We start from the raw sequence: 23,018 nt of genomic DNA on the forward strand, positions 1-23,018 counted from the left end.
CTCCTAAGCCGCCAGCTTCGGCGCGGCCACGGCGCGGCCGTGCTCGTCGAAGACCATGATGTGGCGCGGGTCGATGAACACCTCGACCTCCTCGTCCGGCTCGAAGTCGCGAATGCCGTGGGTCAGCATGACCCAGCGCGCATCGGCAAAATCGAGATGGATGAAGCTTTCCGATCCGGTGATCTCAGTGATCGTCACCTTTGCGCGCACCGGCACTGCGGCGGCGTTGGGCCGATCGAGGGACAGATGATGCGGCTGGAAGCCGATCGTATAGATCGCATCGGCAATGCCGAAGAGTTCCGCCGGCACCGGCAATTTCACGCCGCCCTCGAGCAGGAAATCCAGGCCCTTCTTGGCAAGCACGATGGTGTTGAGCGGCGGATCGGCGAAGGTCCTCGCCGTCACCAGATCGACCGGTTTGCGGAACACTTCGATGGTCGGCCCGAACTGGGTGATGCTGCCCTCGGAGAGCGTTGCCGTGTTGCCGCCGAGCAGCAAGGCCTCGTGCGGCTCGGTCGTGGCATAAACAAAGATTGTGCCGGCGGCCGCGAAGACTTTCGGCAGTTCCGCGCGTAATTCTTCACGCAGCTTGTAGTCGAGATTGGCGAGCGGCTCGTCGAGCAGCACGAGGCTGGCATTCTTGACGATGGCGCGGGCCAGCGCGGTGCGCTGCTGCTGGCCGCCCGACAGACTGAGAGGCGTCCGGTCGAGATAGGGCGTGAGTTTGAGAAGGGCGGCCGCATTGCGCACCTCCCTGTCGATCGTTGCCTGATCTGTGCCGGCTACCCGCAGCGGTGAGGCGATGTTTTCGTAGACCGTCATCGCCGGATAATTGATGAATTGCTGGTAGACCATGGCGACGTTGCGCTTTTGCACCGGCATGCCGGTGACATCCTTGCCATCGAACCAGACCGAGCCCGAGGTCGGCACGTCGAGGCCCGCCATCAGCCGCATCAGGCTGGTCTTGCCGGAGAGCGTCGGCCCGAGCAGGACGTTGAGCGAGCCGTGCTGAAGCGTCAGCGAGACATCGCGGATATGTTCCGCCGCGCCCACCGTCTTCGTCACGTTTCTCAGTTCAAGCATGATGCCTCCTCCCAGGCTTTCAGCACCAGTCGGCCGTTCCTATTCGGCAGCCGCTACGTGCTGCCGGCTTATTCCGCGCATGAACTCGTCGAGCACTGCCGCCTGCTCACGGCTGAGACGCAGGCCGCGCTTGGTCCGGCGCCACAATACATCCTCGGCAGTCATCGCCCATTCGTTTTCGGCGAGGTAGCGCACCTCGGCTTCGTAGAGATCGGCGCCGAAGTTGCGGCCAAGATCGACGTTCGATTTGGCGAGGCCCAGCAGCTTCCTTGCGCGGGTGCCGTAGAGCCGGGTCAACCGGCGGGCCAGCCGCGCGTCGAGGAACGGGTACGCCGTTTTCAGTTTCGCCACCTCAATATCGAAGCCGGTGACGGGAAAGTCACCGCCGGGCAGCGGCGCGTTTGCCGTCCATGGCTTGCCGCGCTTGCCGAGAAAACCCTCGATCTTCTCGAGCATCGATTCCGACAATCGGCGGTAGGTGGTGATCTTGCCGCCAAAGGCATTGACGATCGGGGCGGCACCCTCGCCTCCATCGGCCTTCAGCACATAGTCGCGGGTGGCTTCCTGCGCCTTTGAGGCGCCATCGTCGTAGAGCGGGCGCACCGCGGAATAGGTCCAGACGATATCCGACGGCTTGACCGGCTGCGCGAAATATTCGCTTGCCGCAGCGCAGAGATAGTCGATCTCGACATCACTGATCCTGACGTCGTGCGGATCGCCGGGATAGTCCCGGTCGGTGGTGCCGATGAGCGTGAACTCGTCTTCATAGGGGATGGCGAAAATGATGCGCCCGTCCTTGTTCTGAAAGAAATAGGCGCGTGGGTCGTCGAATTTCTTGCCCACGACGATGTGGCTGCCTTGCACGAGGCGGACATTGTGCACGTCGTTCAAGCCGACGGTGGCCGACAGCACCTGATCGACCCACGGGCCGGCGGCATTGACCAGCAGCCGCGCCTTGACCTCCTCGGTATCGCCGGTCCGCACGTTTTCAAGCCTGACCGTCCAGAGATTGCCTTCGCGGCGTGCGCTGACGACCTTTGTTCGGGTTCGAATGGTTGCGCCGCGCTCGGCAGCGTCGCGGGCGTTCAACACAACCAGCCGGGCATCGTTGACCCAACCGTCCGAATATTCGAACGCCTTTCGAAACAGCGGCTTCAGCGGCTTGCCGGCCGGATCCTTGGCCATGTCCAGCGTTTTCGTCGGCGGCAGCAATTTGCGCCCGCCAATATGATCGTAGAGGAAAAGCCCGAGCCGGATCAGCCAGGCCGGACGCAGCCCCTTGGCGTATGGCAGCACGAAGCGCATCGGCCAGATGATATGCGGCGCGTTCCTCCACAGGACCTCGCGTTCCATCAGCGCTTCGCGCACCAGGCGGAACTCGTAGAATTCGAGATAGCGCAAGCCGCCATGGATCAGTTTGGTCGAGCCCGAAGAGGTTCCGCTGGCCAGATCGTTCATCTCGGCAAGAACTACCGAAAACCCACGCCCAACGGCATCGCGGGCGATGCCGCAGCCATTGATGCCGCCACCGATGACGAAAATGTCATGGATCGGTGATGCGCCCAAACAGTCCTCCCTCGATTTCGCGTTGCAGCATTTTTGGGTTCTTGCGAAACCGTACGGGAATTATTTCGAAATGATAACGAATGTCAAACGAAATATGATTGGCGACAGGATGCCGCAACGGCATCTCTAGGAGAGCGACGTTTCGATCAGCTGAACTTCTGCCTCCTGGCAGATCTTACGCACCGATGGGATGTCGCAACGATCGGTGATAAAGGTGTTGACCTGCGACAGATGGCCGATGCGGACGGGCGCGGTGCGCTCGAACTTGGTCTGGTCCGACACGAGGATCACATGCCGCGCGTTGGCGATGATCGCCTGCGCGACCTTCACCTCGCGAAAATCGAAGTCGAGCAGTGCGCCGTCGTGATCGATGGCCGAGGCGCCGATCACCGCAAAATCGACCTTGAACTGCCGGATGAAATCGACCGCTGCCTCGCCGACCACACCGCCGTCGGAACCGCGTACGACACCGCCGGCGATCACCACCTCGATCGAAGGATAAACGCGCATCCTATTGGCAACATTGATGTTATTGGTGATGACCATCAAGCCGCTGTGATCGAGCAGCGACTTGCTGACAGCTTCCGTCGTTGTCCCGATATTGATGAAAAGAGACGCGTTGTCGGGGATCAGCCGGGCTGCTGCGCGGCCGATCGCCTCCTTCTCCTCGGCGGCGATCTTGCGCCGAGCCTCATATTCCATGTTCTCGATGCCGGACGGGAACAATGCCCCGCCATGAATGCGAGACAAAAGCCGCTGGTCGCAGAGATCGTTGAGATCCTTGCGGATCGTCTGCGGCGTCACGTTGAAATGCGTCGCCAACTCCTCGACCAGTACGCGGCCATGGTCCTTGGCCATCTGGATGATTTCGGAATGACGCGGCGACAGATACATCTAGCAACCTCTCGTTTTCGTTTTACTTGTCTATAACGGAAAACGAAAGCCATGAACAGGAAGATCAGGTGACTGCAAGAAGAGCCCGGCGCAACCTCGATGATGCCGGTCAACCCAGGCCACGCGCAATTTCAGTGATGACCTCGAAAGCAGTATCGACATCCGCCGCAGTCGTTTCGAATTGTCCGACCTGAAAGCGGATCGCCACCTTCCCGTCCACCCGGGTTTGCGTCAGATAGATGCGGCCGTCATCGTTGATCGCGCTGACCAACCGCAAATTGTGCTCGTCAGAGTCGGCGCCCGCAGCCGCGAGATGCCGGAACGAGAACAGCGACAGCATCGGCTCCGTGACGATCTCGAAATCCGGTTCCTTTGCCAGCCTTGCGGCGAGGCTCTCGCTCCAGGCGACATGGTTGCGGACCATGGTCCGCAGATTTTCCAAGCCATGTGCACGCAGCAGGAACCAAAGTTTCAGCGCGCGGAACCTCCGGCCAAGCGGCACCGACCATTCGGAGTAGTTGATGACTCCGTCGCGGCCATGCGTTTTCAGGAATTCGGGCTTGATCGCCAGCGTGCGCACGAGGTCTTCCGGCTGACGGATGAACTGCATCGAGCAATCGAACTGTGCGCCCAGCCATTTATGCGGGTTGAAGACAATGGAATCCGCATGTTCGGCGCCTGCCCAGAAATGCCGGAACTCGGGGCAGATCATGGCGGAGCCAGCCCATGCGGCATCGACATGCAGGTAGAGCCCGTGCCGCTTAGCCACCGCGGCAACAGCCGCCACATCGTCGGTGCCGCCGGTACTTGTGCCGCCGACACTGGCGATGATGCCCGCCGGCAGCATGCCGTTTTCGCGGTCGGTGACGATCGCGGCTTCCAGAGCCGCCGTCTGCATGGCGCGGAAGCGTCCGGCGACCGGAATGCGCACGAGGTTCGCCTCGCCGATGCCCGACACCCAGATCGCCCGGTCGATAGAAGTATGGACTTGGCCGGAAGAATAGACCCGCACGACCGGCTGGCCTTGCAAGCCGTTCTTGTTACCTTGCCAGTCGAGCGCGCGCTCGCGCATGGTCAGCACGGCGGCAAGCGTCGCCGACGAAGCCGAATCCTGCATGACGCCGGAAAATCCCTCCGGCAGACCAAGCGCCTGCCGCATCCAGTCGACGACACGCGTCTCGAGTTCGGTTGCCGCCGGCGAGGTCTGCCAAAGCATGCATTGCGCGGCCATGGCGGAAACCAGATACTCGGCCACGACCGAGGCCGGTGCCGCATTGGCCGGGAAATAGGCGAAGAAACGCGGATGCTGCCAGTGCGTCATGCCCGGCAGAATCTTTTGCTCGAAATCGGCGAAGATTGCCTGCATCGTTTCGCCGTTTTCCGGCGGCGCGACATCGATGCTTTTGAAGATTTCACCCGGCTCGACAAACGGCCGCACCGGTCTTTCGCGAAGGCTATCTCTGTAGTCGGCGCCCCATTCGGCCGCTCGCAGCGACCATTCGCGGAATTCGTTGCTATTCATCTTCGCCTCCGTAGCGCCTCGTCGAGCCGCCATCAAAGAGCACGAAAACGAAGGTTTTCATTCGGGAAAATCAGGCAAGCTGGCAAAGGCAGTCTTCAGCGCGTTCGACCAGCTATCCGAGATCGTGCGATAATATTGATCATCCTGGGTTATTCGTTTTTTGAGGCCAACCTTGAAGGTGTCCTTTTCATAGAACAGCAGGTCGAGCGGCAGGCCGACCGACAGGTTCGACTTCAGCGTCGAGTCGAACGACACAAGCAGCAACTTCACCGTCTCGGCGAAACTCATCGTCCTTTCATAAGCGCGGATGATGATCGGCTTGCCGTATTTGGTCTCACCGATCTGGAAGAACGGCGTATCATCGGTGGATTCGATGAAATTGCCTTCCGGATAGATCATGAACAGGCGTGGCGCGCTGCCCTTGATCTGGCCGCCGAGGATGAAGGAGGCGTTGAAATAGGAATCCGCCTTTTCGCCCGCCGGCGACGAACTGGCGATGACCTCCTTGACGGTGTCTCCGACCAGCCGCACTGTCTGGTACATGGAAGGCGTTTCGAGCAGCGTGGCACGGCGCTCCGCCACTGCCTTGGTGCGTTCGTCGAGCAGGCTGACCACGGCCTGGGTCGTCGCCAGATTGCCGGCCGACATCAAAACGATGACGCGCTCGCCCGGCTCTTCCCAGACATGCATCTTCCTGAAGGTCGAGATCGAATCCATGCCGGCGTTGGTGCGCGTGTCCGACATGAACACGAGGCCGCGATCGATCTTCAGGCCGACGCAATAGGTCATCGAATCTCTTTGGCAACAATCTTGGCGGAGATTACTGCTCCACGGTGACGGTGACGGCAAGCTGTTCTTCCGCCTGTCCCAGCCGAATTCCCGATACCGGTGTGGCGTCGCGATAATCGCGGCCAGTCGCCACCTTTACATAACGCTCGTCGGGAGAAATGCCGTTGGCGACGTCGAAGGCGACCCAGCCGAGGCCCGAGACATGCGCCTCGGCCCAGGCGTGGCTTGCCGCCTGCTCGATCGCTGCATTCATCATCAGGTAGCCACTGACATAGCGCGCCGGAAAATCCATGGCGCGCGCCGCCGCAACGAAGATGTGGCTGTGGTCCTGGCAAACGCCGGTCTTGAGCGCCAGGGCCTCTTCGGCCGGCGTCGTCGCGTTGGTGGTGCCCGGCGTATAAGCGACGCGCTCGCCGATCATCGCCATCAACCGGTGCAGCCTTTCGATGTCGGTGCCCTTGCCGACCGAGGCAGCAAGCTCGCGAATGCCGCTGCCGATCGTCGTCAGCGGCGTTTCGTGGCCGAACAGCCAGAGCGGCACGAAACCTTGGTGCGGCCCGCAGACGCCGGCGGTGTCGCGCGTCACCACTTCGCCGGCTGCTTCGACGGTGATGAAGTCGCGCTCACCCTCGACGCTCAACAGCCGGGTATCATTGCCGAAATGGTCGGTGAAGCGCACTTCCTCGCGTGCGCCTTCGATCTTCAGCGCCCAGGACAGTACCGTCTGGGTCCGCCCGTTCACCGGGAGCAGCCGCAAACGCTGCAACAAATAATGCACCGGCGCATCGTAGCGGTATTCGGTCCGGTGGGTGATCTTCAGCCGCATCGCACTCGTCCCTGGAGCATGAGCTTTTCCGAAACCCGGTCTCCGCTTTTTGGGGTCATGCTCAATAGAACCTGTAATCCTGCGCGATCTCGTCGCCGAGCCTGGTGTTGTCGCGGATGAAATTGGCCAGGAATTCATGCAGACCGGCGTCGAAAATATCCTTGATCGAGCCGGCCGTCAGCATGGCCTGGGTCTTGGCAGCCGTCGCATGGCAGGCGTGGCGCTCACCATAGTCGTCACCCAGGAATTTGAGATGCTCCGTCAGGAAGCGGTAGCAAAAGGTCAGCGAGCGCGGCATGCGGACGTTGAGGATCAGATAGTCGGCGATGTTGCTCGGCTTGTAGTCGGCGTCATAAACCCAGCGGTAGGAGCGGTGCGCCGATACAGAGCGCAGGATCGATTCCCACTGGTAGTTGTCGAGCGTCGAGCCGACCCAGGAAATCGACGGCAACAGCACGTAGTATTTCACATCCAGGATGCGCGCGGTGTTGTCGGCGCGTTCGACATAAGTGCCGAGCTGCGAAAAATCGAAAATCTCATTGCGCAGCATCGTGCCGTAGAACGAGCCGCGGATCAGCGCCGTCTCGCGTTTGATTGCGTCGAGCGCGTTGGGCAGGTCGCGCTCGTCGATCGGCTTGGCCAGCATCCGCTTCAGCGACATCCAGGCTTCGTTGATGCTTTCCCAGGTTTCACGCGTCAACGCGGTACGCACCATGCGGGCATTGTTACGGGCCGTTTCGATAGACGACATCGTGCTCGACGGGTTCGATGTGTCGCGCAGCAGATAGTCGGCGACATTGGCGGCGGTGTAGTTGGAATATTTCTGCGTGAAGCTGGCGTCCGAACCGGCGCTGAGCAGCACCGAATTCCACTCCTCCGAAGCGTTCTGAGTACGGGTTAGCGCCATGCGCAAGCCGGCGTCCACCAGCCGCGCCATGTTTTCCGCCCGCTCGATATAGCGGTTCATCCAATAGAGCCCGTTGGCGGTGCGACCGAGAAGCATGTCAGGCGGTCCTGTGGCGAATGGTGGATGGTGGATGGTGAATGGTGACTATCCAGACTTTAGGCCACGATGCCGCGTGCTTCACTTCAGGGCATTTCACCAACATCAACAACATATATCCTTATCTATTCACTATTCACTATTCACTACTTCCACTCTAATCATCCAACACCCAGGTATCCTTCGTGCCCCCGCCTTGCGAGGAATTGACGACCAGCGAGCCTTCCTTGAGCGCTACTCGGGTCAGCCCGCCGGGCACGATCTGGATACGGTCGGAAACCAGCACATAGGGGCGCAGATCGACATGACGCGGCGCCAGCCCCTTGTCCGTCAGGATCGGACAGGTCGACAGCGCCAGCGTCGGCTGAGCAATGTAGTTCGATGGTTTTGCCGCGAGCTTTTTCGAAAAATCCTCGCATTCCTTCTTGGTCGCCGCCGGACCGACCAGCATGCCGTAACCGCCGGACCCGTGGACCTCCTTGATGACCAGTTCATCAATGTGCTCGAGCACGTATTTCAGGCTGTCCGGCTCCGAGCAGCGCCAGGTCGGGATGTTGCCGAGCATCGCCTTGCGGCCGGTGTAGAATTCGACGATCTCGGGCATGTACGAATAGATCGCCTTATCGTCAGCGATGCCGGTTCCCGGCGCATTGGCGATCGTGATGTTGCCGGCGCGGTAGACGTCCATAATGCCCGGCACGCCAAGTGCCGAGTCGAGGCGGAAGGTCAGCGGATCGAGAAACGAATCGTCGACACGCCGGTAGAGCACATCGATCTGCTTGTAGCCCTCGGTCGTGCGCATCGCGACATGGCCATCGACGACGCGCAGATCCTGCCCTTCGACGAGCTGCACGCCCATCTGGTCGGCAAGGAAAGCATGTTCGAAATAGGCTGAGTTGAAGCTGCCCGGCGTCAGCACGGCAATTGTCGGCGTGCCCTTGGTGCTTTGCGGCCGTACCGCCGCCAGCGACTGGCGCAGGAGCTGCGGGTAATTCTCCACCGGCCGCACCTTGATCTGCTGGAACAACTCGGGAAACAGCTGCATCATCGTCTCGCGGTTCTCCAGCATGTAGGAGACGCCGGACGGCGTGCGCGCATTGTCCTCCAGTACGTAGAACTCGTTCTCGCTGATGCGTACGATGTCGACGCCGATGATGTGGGTATAGACGCCGGCCGGCGGCCGCACGCCGATCATCTCGGGCAGGAATGCCTCGTTCTTGGCGATCAACTCCTTCGGCACCCGGCCGGCGCGCAAGATCTCCTGGCGATGGTAGATGTCGTCGAGAAAGGCGTTCAGCGCCTGGACGCGCTGCTCGATGCCTTGCGTCAGCCGTCGCCATTCATTGCCCGAAATGATGCGCGGAACGATATCGAAGGGTATCAGGCGCTCCGATGCTTCCTGCTCGCCGTAGACGGCGAAAGTGATGCCTGTCTTGCGAAAGACGCGTTCGGCGTCCTGCATCTTCTCGGTAAGTCTGGCCGGGTCCTGTTCCTTCAGCCAGCGATCGTAAGCCGAATACGGTTTTCTCAGCCCGGAAACTTCCGGAAGCATTTCGTCGAACGCTGCCAATCGCATACTCCCCTGTGACGCCATTTCACTGGCCTCGCTGGAGAAAATCAAGCGCAATCGGCGATTTGGCGGGCGCCGGCGATCAGTATATCGCGGTTGCCTAAAATTAAGGCAGCACCAATAGGGCCTTGATCAGGCTTTGCCTGGTGTCCGGGCAAATGTCGGATGGAGATCAAAACGCGCGAAAGGTGACGACCGTAAACGTATCCTTGATGCCCGGGAGAATCTGCACTTTCTCGTTGACGAAGTGGCCGATGTCTTCCTCGTCGTCGACATAGAATTTGGCGAGCAGGTCGTAGTTGCCGGCTGTCGAGTAGATTTCCGAAGCAATCTCGGCATCGGCCAGGGCGCTGGCAACGTCGTAGGCTTTGCCCAGATCGCACTTTATCTGCACGAAAAATGCCTTCATTGCCTGGTCCTGTCCAACATCGCACGCTCTAATCGAGCGGCCCTTGTGGCAGACTGCCGCCCGGCTTTCAAGCATCGGCAATCGCTCAGGCTGTCTCGCCTCGACAATGCGTTTTCCGCTCGGACACGGACCGCCACGCCGAATGTTTACGCTCGGCTGAAACCCTGAAGCACGGCAAAGCGTATGATATCATGTACCTTCAGGCAGCGATTTCTCGGGGACAACGGAGACAGGCCATGCGCCGCGCGTTTTTCGCATTCGCAGTCGTTCCATTCATTTTCGCATCCCAGGCCTTTGCTGGCGACGCCGAAGTCAAAGCGGCGCAGACGGTCATCGATGCTCAGTTGAGGGCCTTCATCGCCAATGACGGAATGACGGCCTACAGCTTTGCCGCACCGAATGTGAAGCGCATGTTTCCGACCGTCGATACCTTCATGAACATGGTGACCAACGGCTATCCGCCGGTGCGCCAGCCGCAGACCTACTCCTTCGGCAAGGTTCGCGAGACGAGCCCGACCTCGATCATCCAGCAAGTGCTGATCGTCGGCCCGGATGGCAAGGACTACGAGGCGGTCTACACGCTCGAACTACAGCCTGACGGCAGCTTTCGGATCACCGGCTGCAGCCTGCGCGCGTCCACGTCGCTCAGCACTTGAGCCTTCGATCACCTCACTGGGAGATCGCCCCGCCTCCAGCTTTCGGAAATCTCAGCTGAGCGTGCTTCCAACCTGCCAGCCTCGATCGCTTCACGAATGTCGCGCATCAGCTGCTGGTAATAGGACAGATTGTTCCAGGTCAGGAGCATCGCCCCAAGTGCCTCTTGCGAGCGCACCAGATGGTGCAGATAGGCGCGCGAATAGTCGCGTGCGGCCGGGCAGTCGCTTTCCTCATCGAGCGGACGCGGATCGTCGGCATGGCGGGCGTTGCGAAGATTGACCTTGCCGCGCCGCGTGTAGGCAAGACCGTGGCGCCCTGCCCGCGTCGGCATCACGCAATCGAACATGTCGATGCCGCGCGCTACCGACTTCAAGATGTCGTCCGGGGTGCCGACGCCCATCAGGTAGCGCGGCCGCTCAGCCGGCAGCTCCGGGCAAGTGATGTCGAGCATCTCCAGCATCACCGCTTGCGGCTCGCCGACAGCCAGCCCGCCGATCGCGTAGCCCTTCAGCTCCATTGCCTTCAGCGCCTGCGCCGAGCGCAGCCGCAGATCCGGCAGGTCGCCGCCTTGCACAATGCCGAACATCGCCTTGCCGGGCTGCTCGCCGAATGCCGTCTTGCAGCGCTCGGCCCAGCGCAACGACAACTCCATGGCACGCTCGATCTCGTTCTGCTTGGCCGGCAGAGCCGTGCATTCGTCGAGCTGCATCTGGATGTCGGAATCGAGCAGCCCCTGGATCTCAATCGAACGCTCCGGCGACATCTCGAAGGCGCCGCCGTCGATATGCGAACGGAAGGTCACGCCGTTCTCGGTCAGTTTCCGCAGCTTCGACAGCGACATCACCTGGAAGCCGCCGCTGTCAGTCAGGATCGGATACGGCCAGCGGGCGAATTCGTGCAGGCCGCCGAGCCGTGCCACGCGCTCGGCGCCGGGCCTCAGCATCAGATGATAGGTGTTGCCGAGGATGATGTCCGAGCCAACGCCGCGCACCTGATCCATATACATGGCCTTCACCGTGCCGCCGGTACCGACCGGCATGAAGGCAGGCGTGCGGATTTCCCCGCGCGGCATGGTGATTGCACCACGCCGCGCCCTGCCGTCGGTCGCCAGCACCTTGAAGGTGAATGCGTCAGTCATTGAATTCCCTAGCCATCGAACTCCTTGTCGAATACCGGCGCGTCCGGAGCTTGCTTGTCGAGCGATTGACGGTAGCGGATGCAGCCGCGCATGAATTTCGGCCACGGCGGCACTGCAATCGCCGGCTCGGTCTTTTCGGGCAAAAGCGACCACAGGTCGGGATGATGCCAGCACAGATCATGGCCGGTGGCGTCGCGGTGTTGGCGGATGCCGGCGCGTAATTTCCTGACTTCGCCGATCAATGCTTCGCGGTCGAAGGTTTCCAGGTCATCGTCCATTACTATCCTCCCTGAACAGAAGACTTGCGTCTCCATAGGAATAAAACCTGTAGCGATTCTCGATGGCATGCGCATAGGCCGCCCGCATCGTCTGCAAACCGCAGAAGGCCGAAACCAGCATGAACAGCGTCGAACGCGGCAGATGGAAATTGGTCATCAGCATGTCGGCGGTCTTGAAGCGATAGCCGGGGGTGATGAAGATGTCGGTCGGGCCTGACCATGCGGCCAGCCTGCCCTCCTCGCCAGCCGCGCTCTCCAGCAAGCGCAGCGATGTCGTGCCGACAGCGATAATGCGCCCTCCTTTTGCTTTCGCCGCATTCAGCGCCTCGGCGGTTTCCGCGCTGACCGAACCGGTCTCGGCGTGCATCTTGTGGTCGGCGGTGTCGTCCGCCTTCACCGGCAGGAACGTACCGGCGCCGACATGCAGCGTGACGAAACGGCGCTCTATGCCCTTGGCGTCGAGCGTCGCAAACAGCTCCGGCGTGAAATGCAGCCCTGCCGTCGGCGCGGCGACCGCGCCCTCCTCCCTGGCATAAATGGTCTGGTAATCGCTTCGGTCGCGTTCGTCGTCGTCACGCTTGGAGGCGATGTAGGGCGGCAGCGGGATGTGGCCGACAGCGTGCAGTGCCTCGTCGAGGAACGGACCTGACAGGTCGAAGCCGAGCAGCACCTCGCCGCCTTCCCCCTTCTCGATCACGGTTGCATCGAGTTGGCCGAGAAAGCAGGAATTGGCATCATGACCGAAATGGATGCGGTCACCGGCTGCGATGCGCTTGCCCGGACGCATGAAGGCGAGCCAGCGGTCGGGCGCCGTCCGCATATGCAGCGTGGCTTCGACCTGCGCTGCTGCTTCGCCGCGCCGCCTGATGCCCTTCAATTGTGCCGGAATGACCTTGGTGTCGTTGAAGACCAGCACATCACCAGCCTTGAGCAGGGCCGGCAGGTCGCGCACCGTCCGGTCTTCGAGCCCCTCACCCGGCCTGACCACCAGCATCCTGGCGCTGTCGCGCGGCTCGGCTGGGCGAAGCGCGATGCGTTCTTCCGGCAGATCGAAGTCGAAAAGGTCGACGCGCAAGAAAACCCCGCCTCAAGGTTCCGGGCAGGTCACCGCCCAGGCACCGACGCCGTCAATGCTCAACGTGCCGCCCATTGCGAAACTGGACTGCTCGCTGGCCTTGACCAGCCGCAATTTGGCGACAATCGAGCTGAGGCCCTCATCAGTGAGATCGATCAGCATGCGCTCGTCGTCTTCGAATGCCTGTCCAACGATGACTTTCGTTGAGCCTGGCTGGCCGTCCGTGGTCCATGTCTTGCCGCCGGCATCCAGCCACACCCGCGCCACCGCAATGACGGCCGTGTGGCCCATCAAAACATCAATCGATGCCGCGCCGCCGTCGGCGCTGCAAACGATCGATTCCGTCGCCAGCGCCGGAGTGGCCGCCGCGACGAGCACAAGTGCGATGGCCGCGACAGCCCGGCTGGTCATTTCACGTCGGCCGCAACCTTGAGCGATACGATCTTGTCAGGGTCCTGCACCGGTTCGCCGCGCTTGATCTTGTCGACATTGTCCATGCCTTCGATGACCTGGCCCCACACAGTGTACTGGCGGTTGAGGAAGGCGGCGTCGTCGAAGCAGATGAAGAACTGCGAATTGGCCGAGTTCGGGTTTTGCGAGCGCGCCATCGAACAGGTGCCGCGGCCATGGTTGGCGTTGGAGAACTCGGCCTTCAGATCGGGCTTGTCGGAACCGCCAGTGCCGGCGCGCGACGGCGCGAAAGACGGCTTGTTGGAATTGCCGAACTTCACGTCGCCGGTCTGCGCCATGAAGCCGTCGATGACGCGGTGGAAGACCACGCCGTCATAGGCGCCTTCGCGTGCCAGCTCCTTGATACGGCCGACATGGCCGGGCGCCAGATCTGGAAACAATTCGATGACGACCTTGCCCTTGGTCGTGTCCATGATGAGCGCGTTCTCGCGGTCCTTGATTTCGGCCATGTCAGAAATATCCTTTTGAAACTTAGGTTTACTTGCCGTCGGCGGCGATGCGCACCTTGATCATGCGATCGGGATCGGTCACCGTCCCGTTCTGCGCCTCGTCGCCTTTCTTGATGTGGTCCACCAGCTCCATGCCGCTGACGACATTGCCAACGATGGTGTACTGGCCATCGAGCGGCGGTGCCGGCGCGAACATGATGAAGAATTGCGAATTGGCGGAATTCGGATCATCGGAGCGGGCCATGCCGACCACGCCGCGCTGGTAGTGCTCGGTACTGGAGAATTCGGCCGGCAGGTCAGGAAGATCGGAGCCGCCGGTGCCGACAGCGTCGGCATTGAAGCCGCTCTTCATGTTGCCGAACTTGACGTCGCCGGTCTGCGCCATGAAGCCGTCGATGACGCGGTGAAAGGCGACGTTGTCGTAGGCGCCCTGGCGCACCAGCTTTTTGATCTGCGCGACGTGTTTCGGCGCAAGGTCGGGCCTCAGCGCGATGGTCACGTCGCCGTCTTTCAGCGTTACGATCATGGTGTTTTCCGGATCAGCGGCAAAGGCCGACACGGATGCGGTCACAAGACCGGCAAACACGGCAAGCAAGAAGGCAAGCTTTTTCAGCTGCATGGGATCTTTCTCCGAATATCTTCGTTCATGCATGTCGTTACCCAAAGCCGGGTTCCACTTTTGGGCGACATGCATTTATTTCGCGAATTTGGCGGCGAGCGAGCCGGCCACGGCCGCCGGCACGAAGGGGTGGATGTCGCCTCCCATCGAAGCTATCTGGCGCACAAGTGTGGCGGTAATGGTGCGCACCGAGGGGCTGGCGGGCAGGAACACCGTCTGCAGCTCCGGCGCCATGGTCTCGTTCATGCCGGCCATCTGCATCTCATAGTCAAGATCGGTGCCGTCGCGCAGGCCGCGGATCATGATCGAGGCGCCATGCTTCCTGGCCGCATCGATGACCAGCCCGTCGAAGGCGACCACTTTGATACGCGCGCCGTCGCTGCCGAATTCCGCCTTCGCGGCCGTTTCGATCAGGCCAACCCGTTCCTCGAAGGAAAACAACGGCTTCTTGCCGGGATGGGTGCCGATCGCCGCATAGATTGTATCCGCCACGGCCAGCGATGCCTTCAGCACGTCGAGATGGCCGTTGGTCAGCGGGTCGAAAGAGCCGGCATAAAGGGCGATGCGTTCGGTCATGGCAGGTGCTTCTAGCGAGCCTCTCCCCTAAAGGCAAATCCGATCGACAGGCCCGCCCCATGAACCTTTTGGCCGACGTGAACGACAGATGAATGTGCCGCTCACAAGGGCTTCACGCAGTGTTCACTAAGTTGCAGCTGCAAAAGATGAAACCAAACACCCACCTGATCGTTGTTAGGCGCAGGAGAACACGCACATGCTGATCTACATGCTTGCCACCGCAATGACCGTCGCCATGCTGATCGCTACCGTATTCGGGCTGCATCAGGAAGCACAGCGCGTCCGCGCCAAGGCCAATACCAAGCGGTTCGAAGGCTTCGGCAACCGCAAGCCTTATCGCCACTTCTAGAGTGTTTGTTGACAACGCCGGACCGACCTATCGGGCTGGCGGCGTCGTGGCAACTCACTCGACGTTGTTGTTGTCAGGCTCCCCACCTTCGGTAGCAGCGCCGCTTTCAGCCTCGACACTCTCTTCGATCTCTTCGTCCGCCTGCGGCTCCGAAATCCGCTCCACCGAAACGACCTTCTCGCCCTCTGCGGTATTAAAGATCGTAACGCCCTTGGTGGCGCGGCTGGCGAAACGAATGCCGTTGACCGGGACGCGAATGACGGTTCCGCCATCCGAAACCAGCATGATCTGATCATCATTGCCGACTGGGAAGGTCGCCACCAGGCGGCCGATTTCGGCCGTTTTCGAAACGTCGGTGGCGCGGATACCCTTGCCGCCGCGACCGGTCAGGCGGAAATCGTACGACGACGAACGCTTGCCGTAGCCATATTCCGTCACCGTCAGCACGAACTGCTCGTGTGCCTTGAGGAATTCGTAGCGCTCGTCGGAAAGCTCCGCCTCTTCGCCGACCTCTTCGTTGGTAAGCTGGATTTCTTCCTCCTCACCGGCGGCGATGTCGGCGGCGAGCCGGCGTTCAGCCACCACCCGCTTAAGGTAGGCGGCACGTTCCGCCGGCGGCGCGTCGACATGCTCGATCACCGCCATCGAGATCACCCGGTCGCCATCGGCCATGGCGATGCCGCGCACGCCGACCGAATTGCGGCTCTGGAAGACGCGTACGTGGCTGACCGGAAAGCGGATGCACTGGCCGGAACTTGCCGTCAAAAGCACGTCGTCATTATCGGTGCAGGTCTCGACGCCGAGGATCTCGTCGCCTTCCTCGTCCAGCTTCATGGCGATCTTGCCGTTGCGGTTGACCTGGACGAAGTCCGACAGCTTGTTGCGACGCACGGTGCCGCGCGTGGTGGCAAACATGACGTCGAGCTCGCCCCAACTCGTCTCATCCTCCGGCAGCGGCATGATCGTGGTGATGCGCTCGCCCTGTTCGAGCGGCAGCATATTGATCAGCGCCTTGCCGCGCGATTGCGGGTTGCCGATCGGCAGGCGCCAGACCTTTTCCTTGTAGACGATGCCACGCGAAGAGAAGAACAGCACCGGCGTGTGCGTGTTGGCGACGAACAGCCGGGTGACGAAATCCTCTTCCTTGGTCGACATGCCGGAGCGGCCCTTGCCGCCGCGGCGCTGCGCCCGGTAGAGCGACAGCGGCACGCGCTTGATATAGCCGGAATGGCTGACCGTGACGACCATGTCCTCGCGCTGGATCAGGTCCTCGTCTTCCATGTCCGCCCCGCCCTCGGCGAGCTCGGTGCGGCGCGGCGTGCCGAACTCGTCGCGCACGGCGATGAGCTCGTCCTTGACGATCTGCTGGACGCGGGCGCGGGACGACAGGATGTCCAGGTAGTCCTTGATCTCGTCGCCGATCGTGTTCAGCTCGTCGGCGATCTCGTCGCGGCCGAGCGCGGTCAGGCGCTGCAGGCGCAGTTCGAGGATGGCGCGCGCCTGCTCCTCGGAGAGATTGTAGGTACCGTCCTCGTTGATGCGATGGCGCGGGTCGTCGATCAGAAGAATCAGCGATTCCACGTCGCCCGAAGGCCAGCGCCGCTCCATCAGCTGCTCGCGCGCCGTCTGCGGGTCCGGAGCGCTGCGGATCAGCTTGATGACTTCATCGATATTGGCAACAGCGATGGCAAGGCCGACCAGCACATGGGCGCGGTCGCGCGCCTTGCGCAGCAGGAATTTCGTGCGCCGGCTGATCACCTCCTCGCGGAAGGCGACGAACGCCTTCAGCATATCGGTCAGCGTCAGCAATTCCGGCTTGCCGCCGTTCAGCGCCACCATATTGGCACCGAAGGACGTCTGCAGCGGAGTGAAGCGGTAAAGCTGGTTGAGGATGACGTCGGCGACGGCGTCGCGCTTCAGTTCGATGACGACGCGGTAACCCTGGCGGTCGCTCTCGTCGCGAATGTCGGAAATGCCCTCGATGCGCTTCTCGCGCACCAGTTCGGCCATCTTCTCGATCATCGATGCTTTGTTCACCTGATAGGGAACCTCGGTGATGACGATCGATTCACGGTCGTTGCCGCGCGCCTCGATGTTGACGCGGCCGCGCATGACGATGGAGCCGCGGCCGGTTGAATAGGCGCTGTAGATGCCGGAACGGCCAAGCACGATGCCGCCGGTCGGGAAATCCGGCCCCGGAATGATCTCCATCAGCGCCGGAAGATCGATCGCTGGATTGTCGATGAGGGCAATGGCGCCGTTGCAGACCTCGCCCAGATTGTGCGGCGGGATGTTGGTGGCCATGCCGACGGCGATGCCGCCGGAGCCGTTGACCAACAGGTTCGGAAAGCGCGCCGGCAGGACTTTCGGTTCGCTGCCCGACGCATCGTAAGTGTCCTGGAAATCGACGGTGTCCTTGTCGATGTCTTCCAGCAACTCATGCGCGACCTTGGTCAGCCGCGATTCCGTGTAGCGCATCGCCGCCGGCGGATCGCCGTCGATCGAGCCGAAATTGCCCTGCCCGTCAATCAGCGGCACGCGCAGCGACCAGTCCTGCGCCATGCGCACCAAAGCGTCGTAGATAGAGGCGTCGCCGTGCGGATGGTATTTACCCATCACGTCGGCGACCGGGCGTGCCGATTTCACATATTTACGGTTCCAGTGATAGCCGCTCTCATAGGCGGCGTAGAGGATGCGGCGATGCACCGGCTTGAGGCCGTCGCGCACGTCCGGCAGCGCGCGACTGACGATCACGCTCATGGCGTAATCGAGATAGGAGCGCTGCATCTCCTCGATGATGGATATCGGCTCGATGCCGGTGGGGCCGCCGTCGGCGCCGCGCGGTGTCTTTTGGTCAGTCAAATCGGATCACAATCTAATCAGGAATCACTTGGTGCTTATATAGGAAGTCGGCCCGAAACTCCAACGATCGCGGCAGTTTTCCAATGTGGTTTTTAGCGGCAAATTCAAAAGGATACACCAATTGCGACGATATGGCCCTGGCACCCTTTCACCGGCGTCGCCGGCGGGCGCGATAAGTACCCGGCGCCTCGCCCATCAGCCGCCGGAAACGGCGGTTGAAGGTTGATAGATCGTTGAATCCCGCCGCAAAGGCGATCGCCGAAATTGTGTTATCTGACGTCCGCAGCCGCACGGCTGCCCTGTGCAGCCGCGTTGTCAGCAGGAATTGGTAGGGTGTCATACCGGCAACGTGCCGGAAGGTGCGCAGGAAATGGTAAGGGCTGGTGGCGGTCTCGTCGGCAAGTTCGGCAAGCGAGATCGGCCGGTCGGCATCGACTTCAATGCGCCGCACCGCTTCGGCAACACGCTTCTGGTCACGGCGGCTCGGCGTCCGTCCCCGATCCGTTGCGCTGCAAGCCGCTGTTACCGCGGCACCGGCAATGCGCAGGGCGAGTTCCTCGAACGCGCCGGTGTCGGCCATCTCGCGCGCCGCCTCCGCTTCGGCGAGCAGCGGCACCAGCGCCGGCAAGGGCGGCAGGTGCGGCGTGCTGAAATCGAACGTCTTGGCGCCCGGCACGTCGGCGACGATCCGCTCCATGCAGGCCGGTCCGAAATGGAAGGAGAGGCAGCGGTCGCCGGCGCCATGCTCGTGCCCGCACTCGTAGCATGTGCCGGGATTGCCGAGCAGGAGCGCGCCCGGCGCCAGCATCGCCGTGCCCTGGCGGGCACGATAGCGGAAGGTGCCGCTGGTTACGGCAGCAACGCAGAAATCCCGATGCTCCTCCTCGAATGGCCTGTCAGCGGCGCTGGCGGTGCAGATGACATCCGACACCTGCCAGCCTCGGCCCGACGCCAGCCTATGCGCGCTCGTCGTCATCGCCCAAACATAGCAATTTTTCCCAAGCGCAGAACCCCTGCCGGCCTCTATGCTTGTCGGTCTCCTGACAAGATGAGAGCGAAGCCATGTCCAATTCCTTTGCCAAGGCCCTGCACGGCGATGGGCCCACACCGGCCCTTGCGGAGAAACTGAACCTTTACGGCCGCTTCGTCGGCGCCTGGACGTTCGACGCCACGCGCCATCTCGAAGACGGTCAGGTGCTGACCGGGCGCGGCGAGGTGCATTTCGGCTGGGTGCTTGAAGGCCGCGCGATCCAGGACGTATGGATCCTGCCAGCTCGTGACGCTGGTTCCTCCCCTTCGCTCGGCAAATGGACCTTCTATGGCACGACGTTGCGCGTCTATGACCCAGGCGTCGACGCCTGGCACATCTTCTGGAGCGACCCGCGCAACCAGTATTACAGCCGCCAGCTGGGCCGCGTCGAAGGCGACACGATCGTCCAATTAGGCGCAGACGGCACCGGCCCTTCGGTACGCTGGAGCTTTTCCCGGATCACCGGAGATTCCTTCCGCTGGCTGGGCGAGCGTTCGTATGACGACGGCGCCACCTGGCGTCTCGAAGTCGAGTTTCTGGCGCGCCGCACCGCCAGCCCCTGATCCGCACGGTTTCCACTGGCTTCGCTTTGCTCTACCAATCCCGCTAACCGGCATTGCCGGCGGGGAGGGTCAGCATGCCGAGCTTCGACAGCCTGTTCAACGCCTTCGTCACCATACTGGTGACGATCGATCCGCCCGGCCTGGCGCCGCTCTTCCTTGCCGTGACCCGCGGCATGAACCGCGAGGAGCGCAACCAGGTCTCCGTGCGCGCCTCGATCATCGCTTTCCTGGTGATGGCATTGTTCGCAATCGCCGGCGCGTCGATCCTGTCGGTCTTCGGCATCACCCTGCCGGCCTTCCGCGTCGCCGGCGGCTTTCTGCTGTTCTTCATCGCCTTCGAAATGGTGTTCGAGCGCCGGCAGGACCGTAAGGAGAAGATCGGCGACGTCGCCATCACCAGGGACATGATCCACAACATCGCCGCCTTTCCGCTGGCGATCCCGCTGATTGCGGGTCCCGGCGCGATTTCGGCGACCGTCCTGCTCTCAAGCTCGTTTCAGGGTTTTGGCGCGCAGACAGCCCTTGTCGGCATCATCGCCATCTGCCTCGTCATCACCTACCTGGTGTTCGTGCTGTCAGAGCGCATTGATCGTATCCTCGGCCAAACCGGCCGTTCGATCCTGACACGGCTGCTCGGCGTCATCCTGGCGGCGCTCGCCATACAGTTCGTCGCCGACGGCATCAAGGCGCTGATGGCGACCTAGGAACTGCCCTACTTCGCTGTCGTTTCAATGACTTCGAAGTCGTGGGTAATCTCGGCAGTCTTGGCCATCATTGCCGAGGCCGAGCAGTATTTCTCGATCGAAAGCCCGATCGCCCGCTTCACCTTGTCGTGTGACAGCGCCCGGCCCTTGACGACAAAATGCATGTGAATGCGGGTGAACACCCTGGGATCGGCTTCTGCACGGTCGGCATCGAGTTCGACCACGCAATCTTCGACCGCCTCGCGCCCCCTTTCGAGGATATGGACCACGTCATAGGCCGAGCAGCCTCCGGTGCCGATCAGCACCAGTTCCATTGGGCTCGGCCCCGGCGTCTTGCCCTCCGGCCCGAACGCCGTGCCTAGCACCAGCTTGTGCCCACTGGCGGACTCGCCAACAAAAGTGCGCTCCTCCACCCATTTGACCCTTGCTTTCACTTGATACGTCCTTTCACCGCTCAAACGCACAACGTCCCGAAAATCCAAGACAGATTTTCGGGACGCCCTTTCGTGGAAGGTGCTGGCGCTTGTCGCCGCAAGGGCAGTCCGCCCCGAGAAATCAGAACGGGATTTCGTCGTCCAGCTCGCGCGATGAACCACCGCCGCCGCCCTTGTTGGCGCCACCCCGATTGAAACTTTCGCCCGGGCCGGACTGGCCGAAATCGGAACCGCGGCTCGCACCGCCACCGGCATAGTTGCCGACCTGGCCGCCGCCCTCGCCCCGCGCATCAAGCATCTGCAGCTCGCCGCGGAATTTCTGCAACACGACCTCAGTCGTATAGCGGTCATTGCCGGTCTGGTCCTGCCATTTGCGCGTCTGCAGCTGGCCCTCGACATAGACCTTCATGCCTTTCTTCAGATACTGCTCGGCCACCTTGGCGATCTGGTCGTTGAAAATCACGACATTGTGCCACTCGGTCTTTTCCTTGCGCTCTCCGGATGTCTTGTCGCGCCAGCTTTCCGACGTCGCGATGCGGATGTTGACGACCGGGTCACCCGAATTCAGGCGGCGGATTTCAGGGTCCGCCCCGAGGTTGCCCACCAGAATGACCTTGTTGACGCTACCCGCCATGACACTTCTCCGCGCTCATCCGAAACCAAATTCTTATCGCTGCACCTTACAGGCTATGGATAATCCCTGCCTGCCGTGGCTGCCTTTTCCCACAAGGTTTTTGTTCTCTTTTCGTTCTAGGTTAAAGGTCCTGCACTGTCAATAGATGTCAGTAACAAGTAGTGTCTTGGCGCCGAATTTTCCACGAACCCTGAGATCGAGGCGAACTCAATGAAGATGGTCGAGCATGACGATCAGCCGCAAGAAGAATGGCGGACGGGAGTAAAGACCCGCATGCATGTCTCGGCCTGCAACGGCGCAACTCAACTTTGCATATTTGAACAATGGGTCGAACCCGCGGTTGGCGCCCCGACACATTGGCACCCGGTCGAGGAAGTGCTTACCGTCATCGCCGGCAGGGCCGAGATGTGGATCGATGACGAGCACCGGACAGTCGCTTGTTGTTGCCGCGCACAGGCAACATGGCTTCCGAAACGTCGGCTCCGAACTGCTTCATATCCATGCCGTGCTCGCGTCACCAGTTTTTGAGGCAACGTTTAACGGATCTCCAGACATGGTGAGACGCTGGCTTCCGACTCGTTTGTAAAATCTCGCCCGTCGTAAAAAACACTGCCTGTCCTAAAAACGCGACTTGCCAAACAGATAAGTATCGACTTATGCTTCTGGAATGATCGAAGCAGAGATTTTTCGGGCACTGGCCGATCCAACGCGTCGCGCCGTCTATGAGCGGCTCGCCGACGGCGAGATGACGGTATCGGAACTCCGCGATGGCATGCCAGTTTCGCAGCCGGCGGTATCGCAGCATCTCGCGGTGCTGCGCGGTGCCGGCCTCGTGGTCGAACGCCGGGCCGGCCGCAATGCCTATTACCGCGTCGATCCGAAGGGGCTTGCGCCGCTGCTCGGCTGGATCGAACGCTACCGCGCGTTCTGGCCAGAGCGCATCGAAAGGCTCAAGACGGTTTTGAAGGACATGGACCAATGACCAGCCGAGGCAAAGAACGCGCGGAAATGGCGGCAGACAAGATCGAGTTCGAGTGCGAGCTGCCCGAGCCGCCGGAAAAAGTATGGCGGGCGCTGACAGTGCCGGACCTGCTCGCGGCCTGGATGATGCCAAACGACATTGAACCAAAGGTCGGCAACCGCTTTGCCTTTAAAGCGCCGGATGCGCCGATCGAGTGCGAAATCCTCGACGCGGATCCCGGACGGCTGCTGCGCTATTCCTGGCGGGAGCGGCCGGCGCCCGGCGATACGCGGGTGCCGCCCGGCAGCCCGGTGGAAAGCCCGATGAACGATAGCCCAGCGGACAGCATCGTCACCTTTACGCTCGACCGCACCGTTTCCGGCGGCACGCATCTGCGCATCGTCCATGATGGTTTTGCTCGGGCAGCAGTGCTGGAGATCGCGATGGCAGGCGCCGGTTGCCGACTTTCGTTTGAAGCGCGCACTCCCAAGTACAAGCAGATCGCCGCAAACACCCCGCGCCTCTTTATGCGCGCGGCCTGAACGACGACAGTCAA

Annotated in this window: 27 protein-coding genes; 7 read left to right on the top strand and 20 right to left on the bottom strand. The window is 61.5% G+C overall.

Annotation, left to right across the window (positions count from 1 at the left end; translation table 11 throughout):
* Window positions 1-3: 3 nt before the first annotated feature.
* From NMG46_RS09160 to NMG46_RS09200, 9 genes are all read right to left on the bottom strand, one after another.
* Window positions 4-1,083 (bottom strand): ABC transporter ATP-binding protein, encoded by a 1,080-nt coding sequence (locus NMG46_RS09160; RefSeq protein ID WP_254817350.1) that lies wholly within the window; start codon window positions 1,081-1,083, stop codon window positions 4-6.
* Window positions 1,084-1,122: 39 nt separating this feature from the next.
* On the bottom strand, window positions 1,123-2,649 hold the full coding sequence (gene glpD / locus NMG46_RS09165; RefSeq protein ID WP_254817351.1) for a glycerol-3-phosphate dehydrogenase: 1,527 nt from the start codon (window positions 2,647-2,649) through the stop codon (window positions 1,123-1,125).
* Window positions 2,650-2,775: 126 nt separating this feature from the next.
* A complete protein-coding gene (locus tag NMG46_RS09170) occupies window positions 2,776-3,543 on the bottom strand; it encodes a DeoR/GlpR family DNA-binding transcription regulator (RefSeq protein ID WP_254817352.1) in 768 nt (255 codons plus the stop codon).
* 109 nt (window positions 3,544-3,652) lie between these two features.
* Complete coding sequence (locus tag NMG46_RS09175) at window positions 3,653-5,065, bottom strand: pyridoxal-dependent decarboxylase (protein WP_254817353.1); 1,413 nt, start codon at window positions 5,063-5,065, stop codon at window positions 3,653-3,655.
* 57 nt (window positions 5,066-5,122) lie between these two features.
* Entirely contained in the window at window positions 5,123-5,854 is a 732-nt protein-coding gene (locus NMG46_RS09180) for a peptidase (RefSeq protein WP_254817354.1), read from the bottom strand.
* Window positions 5,855-5,885: 31 nt separating this feature from the next.
* Window positions 5,886-6,680, bottom strand: coding sequence for a transglutaminase family protein (locus NMG46_RS09185; RefSeq protein WP_254817355.1), 795 nt, complete (start codon window positions 6,678-6,680; stop codon window positions 5,886-5,888).
* Window positions 6,681-6,741: 61 nt separating this feature from the next.
* Complete coding sequence (locus tag NMG46_RS09190) at window positions 6,742-7,683, bottom strand: alpha-E domain-containing protein (RefSeq protein ID WP_254817356.1); 942 nt, start codon at window positions 7,681-7,683, stop codon at window positions 6,742-6,744.
* 157 nt (window positions 7,684-7,840) lie between these two features.
* On the bottom strand, window positions 7,841-9,253 hold the full coding sequence (locus NMG46_RS09195; RefSeq protein ID WP_254817357.1) for a circularly permuted type 2 ATP-grasp protein: 1,413 nt from the start codon (window positions 9,251-9,253) through the stop codon (window positions 7,841-7,843).
* 172 nt (window positions 9,254-9,425) lie between these two features.
* The gene (locus NMG46_RS09200) at window positions 9,426-9,662 is read right to left on the bottom strand and encodes an Lrp/AsnC ligand binding domain-containing protein (protein ID WP_023674883.1); all 237 of its coding nucleotides are present in this window, start codon (window positions 9,660-9,662) and stop codon (window positions 9,426-9,428) included.
* Window positions 9,663-9,898: 236 nt separating this feature from the next.
* On the opposite strand from NMG46_RS09200, the gene NMG46_RS09205 reads away from it, so the two are divergent.
* Entirely contained in the window at window positions 9,899-10,318 is a 420-nt protein-coding gene (locus NMG46_RS09205) for a DUF4864 domain-containing protein (RefSeq protein WP_254817358.1), read from the top strand.
* Window positions 10,319-10,326: 8 nt separating this feature from the next.
* Here NMG46_RS09205 and tgt read toward each other — a convergent pair whose 3' ends face one another.
* The 7 genes from tgt to coaD all read right to left on the bottom strand — a co-directional run bounded on the left by tgt (window position 10,327) and on the right by coaD (window position 14,925).
* Window positions 10,327-11,457, bottom strand: coding sequence for a tRNA guanosine(34) transglycosylase Tgt (gene tgt, locus NMG46_RS09210; RefSeq protein ID WP_254817359.1), 1,131 nt, complete (start codon window positions 11,455-11,457; stop codon window positions 10,327-10,329).
* Between the two features lie 8 nt (window positions 11,458-11,465).
* Window positions 11,466-11,735: a hypothetical protein gene (locus NMG46_RS09215; RefSeq protein ID WP_254817360.1), complete on the bottom strand. Its 270-nt coding sequence runs from the start codon at window positions 11,733-11,735 to the stop codon at window positions 11,466-11,468.
* A complete protein-coding gene (gene queA / locus NMG46_RS09220) occupies window positions 11,725-12,810 on the bottom strand; it encodes a tRNA preQ1(34) S-adenosylmethionine ribosyltransferase-isomerase QueA (RefSeq protein WP_254817361.1) in 1,086 nt (361 codons plus the stop codon). Before queA ends, NMG46_RS09215 begins: the two co-directional genes overlap by 11 nt.
* A gap of 12 nt (window positions 12,811-12,822) precedes the next feature.
* Window positions 12,823-13,221 (bottom strand): hypothetical protein, encoded by a 399-nt coding sequence (locus NMG46_RS09225; protein ID WP_254817362.1) that lies wholly within the window; start codon window positions 13,219-13,221, stop codon window positions 12,823-12,825.
* Window positions 13,218-13,730 (bottom strand): peptidylprolyl isomerase, encoded by a 513-nt coding sequence (locus NMG46_RS09230; protein ID WP_254817363.1) that lies wholly within the window; start codon window positions 13,728-13,730, stop codon window positions 13,218-13,220. Before NMG46_RS09230 ends, NMG46_RS09225 begins: the two co-directional genes overlap by 4 nt.
* Before the next feature lie 28 nt (window positions 13,731-13,758).
* Window positions 13,759-14,349, bottom strand: coding sequence for a peptidylprolyl isomerase (locus NMG46_RS09235; protein WP_254817364.1), 591 nt, complete (start codon window positions 14,347-14,349; stop codon window positions 13,759-13,761).
* A gap of 75 nt (window positions 14,350-14,424) precedes the next feature.
* Entirely contained in the window at window positions 14,425-14,925 is a 501-nt protein-coding gene (gene coaD, locus NMG46_RS09240; RefSeq protein WP_254817365.1) for a pantetheine-phosphate adenylyltransferase, read from the bottom strand.
* 196 nt (window positions 14,926-15,121) lie between these two features.
* Between coaD and NMG46_RS09245 the strand changes: the two genes are divergently transcribed.
* Window positions 15,122-15,274 (top strand): hypothetical protein, encoded by a 153-nt coding sequence (locus NMG46_RS09245; RefSeq protein ID WP_254817366.1) that lies wholly within the window; start codon window positions 15,122-15,124, stop codon window positions 15,272-15,274.
* A gap of 54 nt (window positions 15,275-15,328) precedes the next feature.
* Here NMG46_RS09245 and gyrA read toward each other — a convergent pair whose 3' ends face one another.
* Together gyrA and NMG46_RS09255 are read right to left on the bottom strand one after the other, a co-directional pair.
* Window positions 15,329-18,136 carry a DNA gyrase subunit A gene (gyrA, locus tag NMG46_RS09250; protein WP_254817367.1) on the bottom strand — a complete coding sequence of 936 codons (2,808 nt, stop codon included), beginning with the start codon at window positions 18,134-18,136 and terminating at the stop codon, window positions 15,329-15,331.
* A 148-nt stretch (window positions 18,137-18,284) separates the two neighbouring features.
* Window positions 18,285-19,112: an AraC family transcriptional regulator gene (locus NMG46_RS09255; protein ID WP_254817368.1), complete on the bottom strand. Its 828-nt coding sequence runs from the start codon at window positions 19,110-19,112 to the stop codon at window positions 18,285-18,287.
* Window positions 19,113-19,198: 86 nt separating this feature from the next.
* Between NMG46_RS09255 and NMG46_RS09260 the strand changes: the two genes are divergently transcribed.
* Window positions 19,199-19,729, top strand: coding sequence for a hypothetical protein (locus tag NMG46_RS09260; RefSeq protein ID WP_254817369.1), 531 nt, complete (start codon window positions 19,199-19,201; stop codon window positions 19,727-19,729).
* Window positions 19,730-19,803: 74 nt separating this feature from the next.
* Window positions 19,804-20,433, top strand: coding sequence for a MarC family protein (locus NMG46_RS09265; protein WP_254817370.1), 630 nt, complete (start codon window positions 19,804-19,806; stop codon window positions 20,431-20,433).
* An 8-nt stretch (window positions 20,434-20,441) separates the two neighbouring features.
* Here the strand turns inward: NMG46_RS09265 and NMG46_RS09270 are convergent, their stop codons facing one another.
* Complete coding sequence (locus NMG46_RS09270) at window positions 20,442-20,867, bottom strand: OsmC family protein (protein ID WP_254817371.1); 426 nt, start codon at window positions 20,865-20,867, stop codon at window positions 20,442-20,444.
* Window positions 20,868-20,988: 121 nt separating this feature from the next.
* Window positions 20,989-21,501 (bottom strand): single-stranded DNA-binding protein, encoded by a 513-nt coding sequence (locus NMG46_RS09275; RefSeq protein ID WP_023674867.1) that lies wholly within the window; start codon window positions 21,499-21,501, stop codon window positions 20,989-20,991.
* Between the two features lie 273 nt (window positions 21,502-21,774).
* Between NMG46_RS09275 and NMG46_RS29870 the strand changes: the two genes are divergently transcribed.
* The 3 genes from NMG46_RS29870 to NMG46_RS09285 all read left to right on the top strand — a co-directional run bounded on the left by NMG46_RS29870 (window position 21,775) and on the right by NMG46_RS09285 (window position 23,004).
* Window positions 21,775-22,029 carry a cupin domain-containing protein gene (locus tag NMG46_RS29870; RefSeq protein ID WP_368389287.1) on the top strand — a complete coding sequence of 85 codons (255 nt, stop codon included), beginning with the start codon at window positions 21,775-21,777 and terminating at the stop codon, window positions 22,027-22,029.
* 139 nt (window positions 22,030-22,168) lie between these two features.
* The gene (locus NMG46_RS09280) at window positions 22,169-22,483 is read left to right on the top strand and encodes a helix-turn-helix transcriptional regulator (protein WP_254817372.1); all 315 of its coding nucleotides are present in this window, start codon (window positions 22,169-22,171) and stop codon (window positions 22,481-22,483) included.
* Entirely contained in the window at window positions 22,480-23,004 is a 525-nt protein-coding gene (locus NMG46_RS09285) for an SRPBCC domain-containing protein (protein ID WP_254817373.1), read from the top strand. The genes NMG46_RS09280 and NMG46_RS09285 overlap by 4 nt, the downstream gene beginning before the upstream one ends.
* The last annotated feature ends 14 nt before the right edge of the window (window positions 23,005-23,018 follow it).

The organism is Mesorhizobium sp. LMG 17147 (genome assembly GCF_024297145.1).
In the GTDB taxonomy this organism is placed as follows: Bacteria; Pseudomonadota; Alphaproteobacteria; order Rhizobiales; family Rhizobiaceae; genus Mesorhizobium.

Bases quoted from the DNA above. Each gene is read 5' to 3' on its own strand.
- NMG46_RS09275 (WP_023674867.1), bottom strand. From the start codon at position 21,501: ATGGCGGGTAGCGTCAACAAGGTCATTCTGGTGGGCAACCTCGGGGCG.
- NMG46_RS09235 (WP_254817364.1), bottom strand. From the start codon at position 14,349: ATGCAGCTGAAAAAGCTTGCCTTCTTGCTTGCCGTGTTTGCCGGTCTT.
- NMG46_RS09205 (WP_254817358.1), top strand. From the start codon at position 9,899: ATGCGCCGCGCGTTTTTCGCATTCGCAGTCGTTCCATTCATTTTCGCA.
- NMG46_RS09255 (WP_254817368.1), bottom strand. From the start codon at position 19,112: ATGACGACGAGCGCGCATAGGCTGGCGTCGGGCCGAGGCTGGCAGGTG.
- NMG46_RS09215 (WP_254817360.1), bottom strand. From the start codon at position 11,735: ATGGACGATGACCTGGAAACCTTCGACCGCGAAGCATTGATCGGCGAA.
- NMG46_RS09190 (WP_254817356.1), bottom strand. From the start codon at position 7,683: ATGCTTCTCGGTCGCACCGCCAACGGGCTCTATTGGATGAACCGCTAT.
- NMG46_RS09230 (WP_254817363.1), bottom strand. From the start codon at position 13,730: ATGGCCGAAATCAAGGACCGCGAGAACGCGCTCATCATGGACACGACC.
- NMG46_RS29870 (WP_368389287.1), top strand. From the start codon at position 21,775: ATGCATGTCTCGGCCTGCAACGGCGCAACTCAACTTTGCATATTTGAA.
- NMG46_RS09280 (WP_254817372.1), top strand. From the start codon at position 22,169: ATGATCGAAGCAGAGATTTTTCGGGCACTGGCCGATCCAACGCGTCGC.
- coaD (WP_254817365.1), bottom strand. From the start codon at position 14,925: ATGACCGAACGCATCGCCCTTTATGCCGGCTCTTTCGACCCGCTGACC.
- NMG46_RS09245 (WP_254817366.1), top strand. From the start codon at position 15,122: ATGCTGATCTACATGCTTGCCACCGCAATGACCGTCGCCATGCTGATC.
- NMG46_RS09160 (WP_254817350.1), bottom strand. From the start codon at position 1,083: ATGCTTGAACTGAGAAACGTGACGAAGACGGTGGGCGCGGCGGAACAT.
- NMG46_RS09185 (WP_254817355.1), bottom strand. From the start codon at position 6,680: ATGCGGCTGAAGATCACCCACCGGACCGAATACCGCTACGATGCGCCG.
- NMG46_RS09170 (WP_254817352.1), bottom strand. From the start codon at position 3,543: ATGTATCTGTCGCCGCGTCATTCCGAAATCATCCAGATGGCCAAGGAC.
- NMG46_RS09285 (WP_254817373.1), top strand. From the start codon at position 22,480: ATGACCAGCCGAGGCAAAGAACGCGCGGAAATGGCGGCAGACAAGATC.
- NMG46_RS09180 (WP_254817354.1), bottom strand. From the start codon at position 5,854: ATGACCTATTGCGTCGGCCTGAAGATCGATCGCGGCCTCGTGTTCATG.
- tgt (WP_254817359.1), bottom strand. From the start codon at position 11,457: ATGACTGACGCATTCACCTTCAAGGTGCTGGCGACCGACGGCAGGGCG.
- NMG46_RS09265 (WP_254817370.1), top strand. From the start codon at position 19,804: ATGCCGAGCTTCGACAGCCTGTTCAACGCCTTCGTCACCATACTGGTG.
- NMG46_RS09175 (WP_254817353.1), bottom strand. From the start codon at position 5,065: ATGAATAGCAACGAATTCCGCGAATGGTCGCTGCGAGCGGCCGAATGG.
- NMG46_RS09260 (WP_254817369.1), top strand. From the start codon at position 19,199: ATGTCCAATTCCTTTGCCAAGGCCCTGCACGGCGATGGGCCCACACCG.
- NMG46_RS09225 (WP_254817362.1), bottom strand. From the start codon at position 13,221: ATGACCAGCCGGGCTGTCGCGGCCATCGCACTTGTGCTCGTCGCGGCG.
- NMG46_RS09200 (WP_023674883.1), bottom strand. From the start codon at position 9,662: ATGAAGGCATTTTTCGTGCAGATAAAGTGCGATCTGGGCAAAGCCTAC.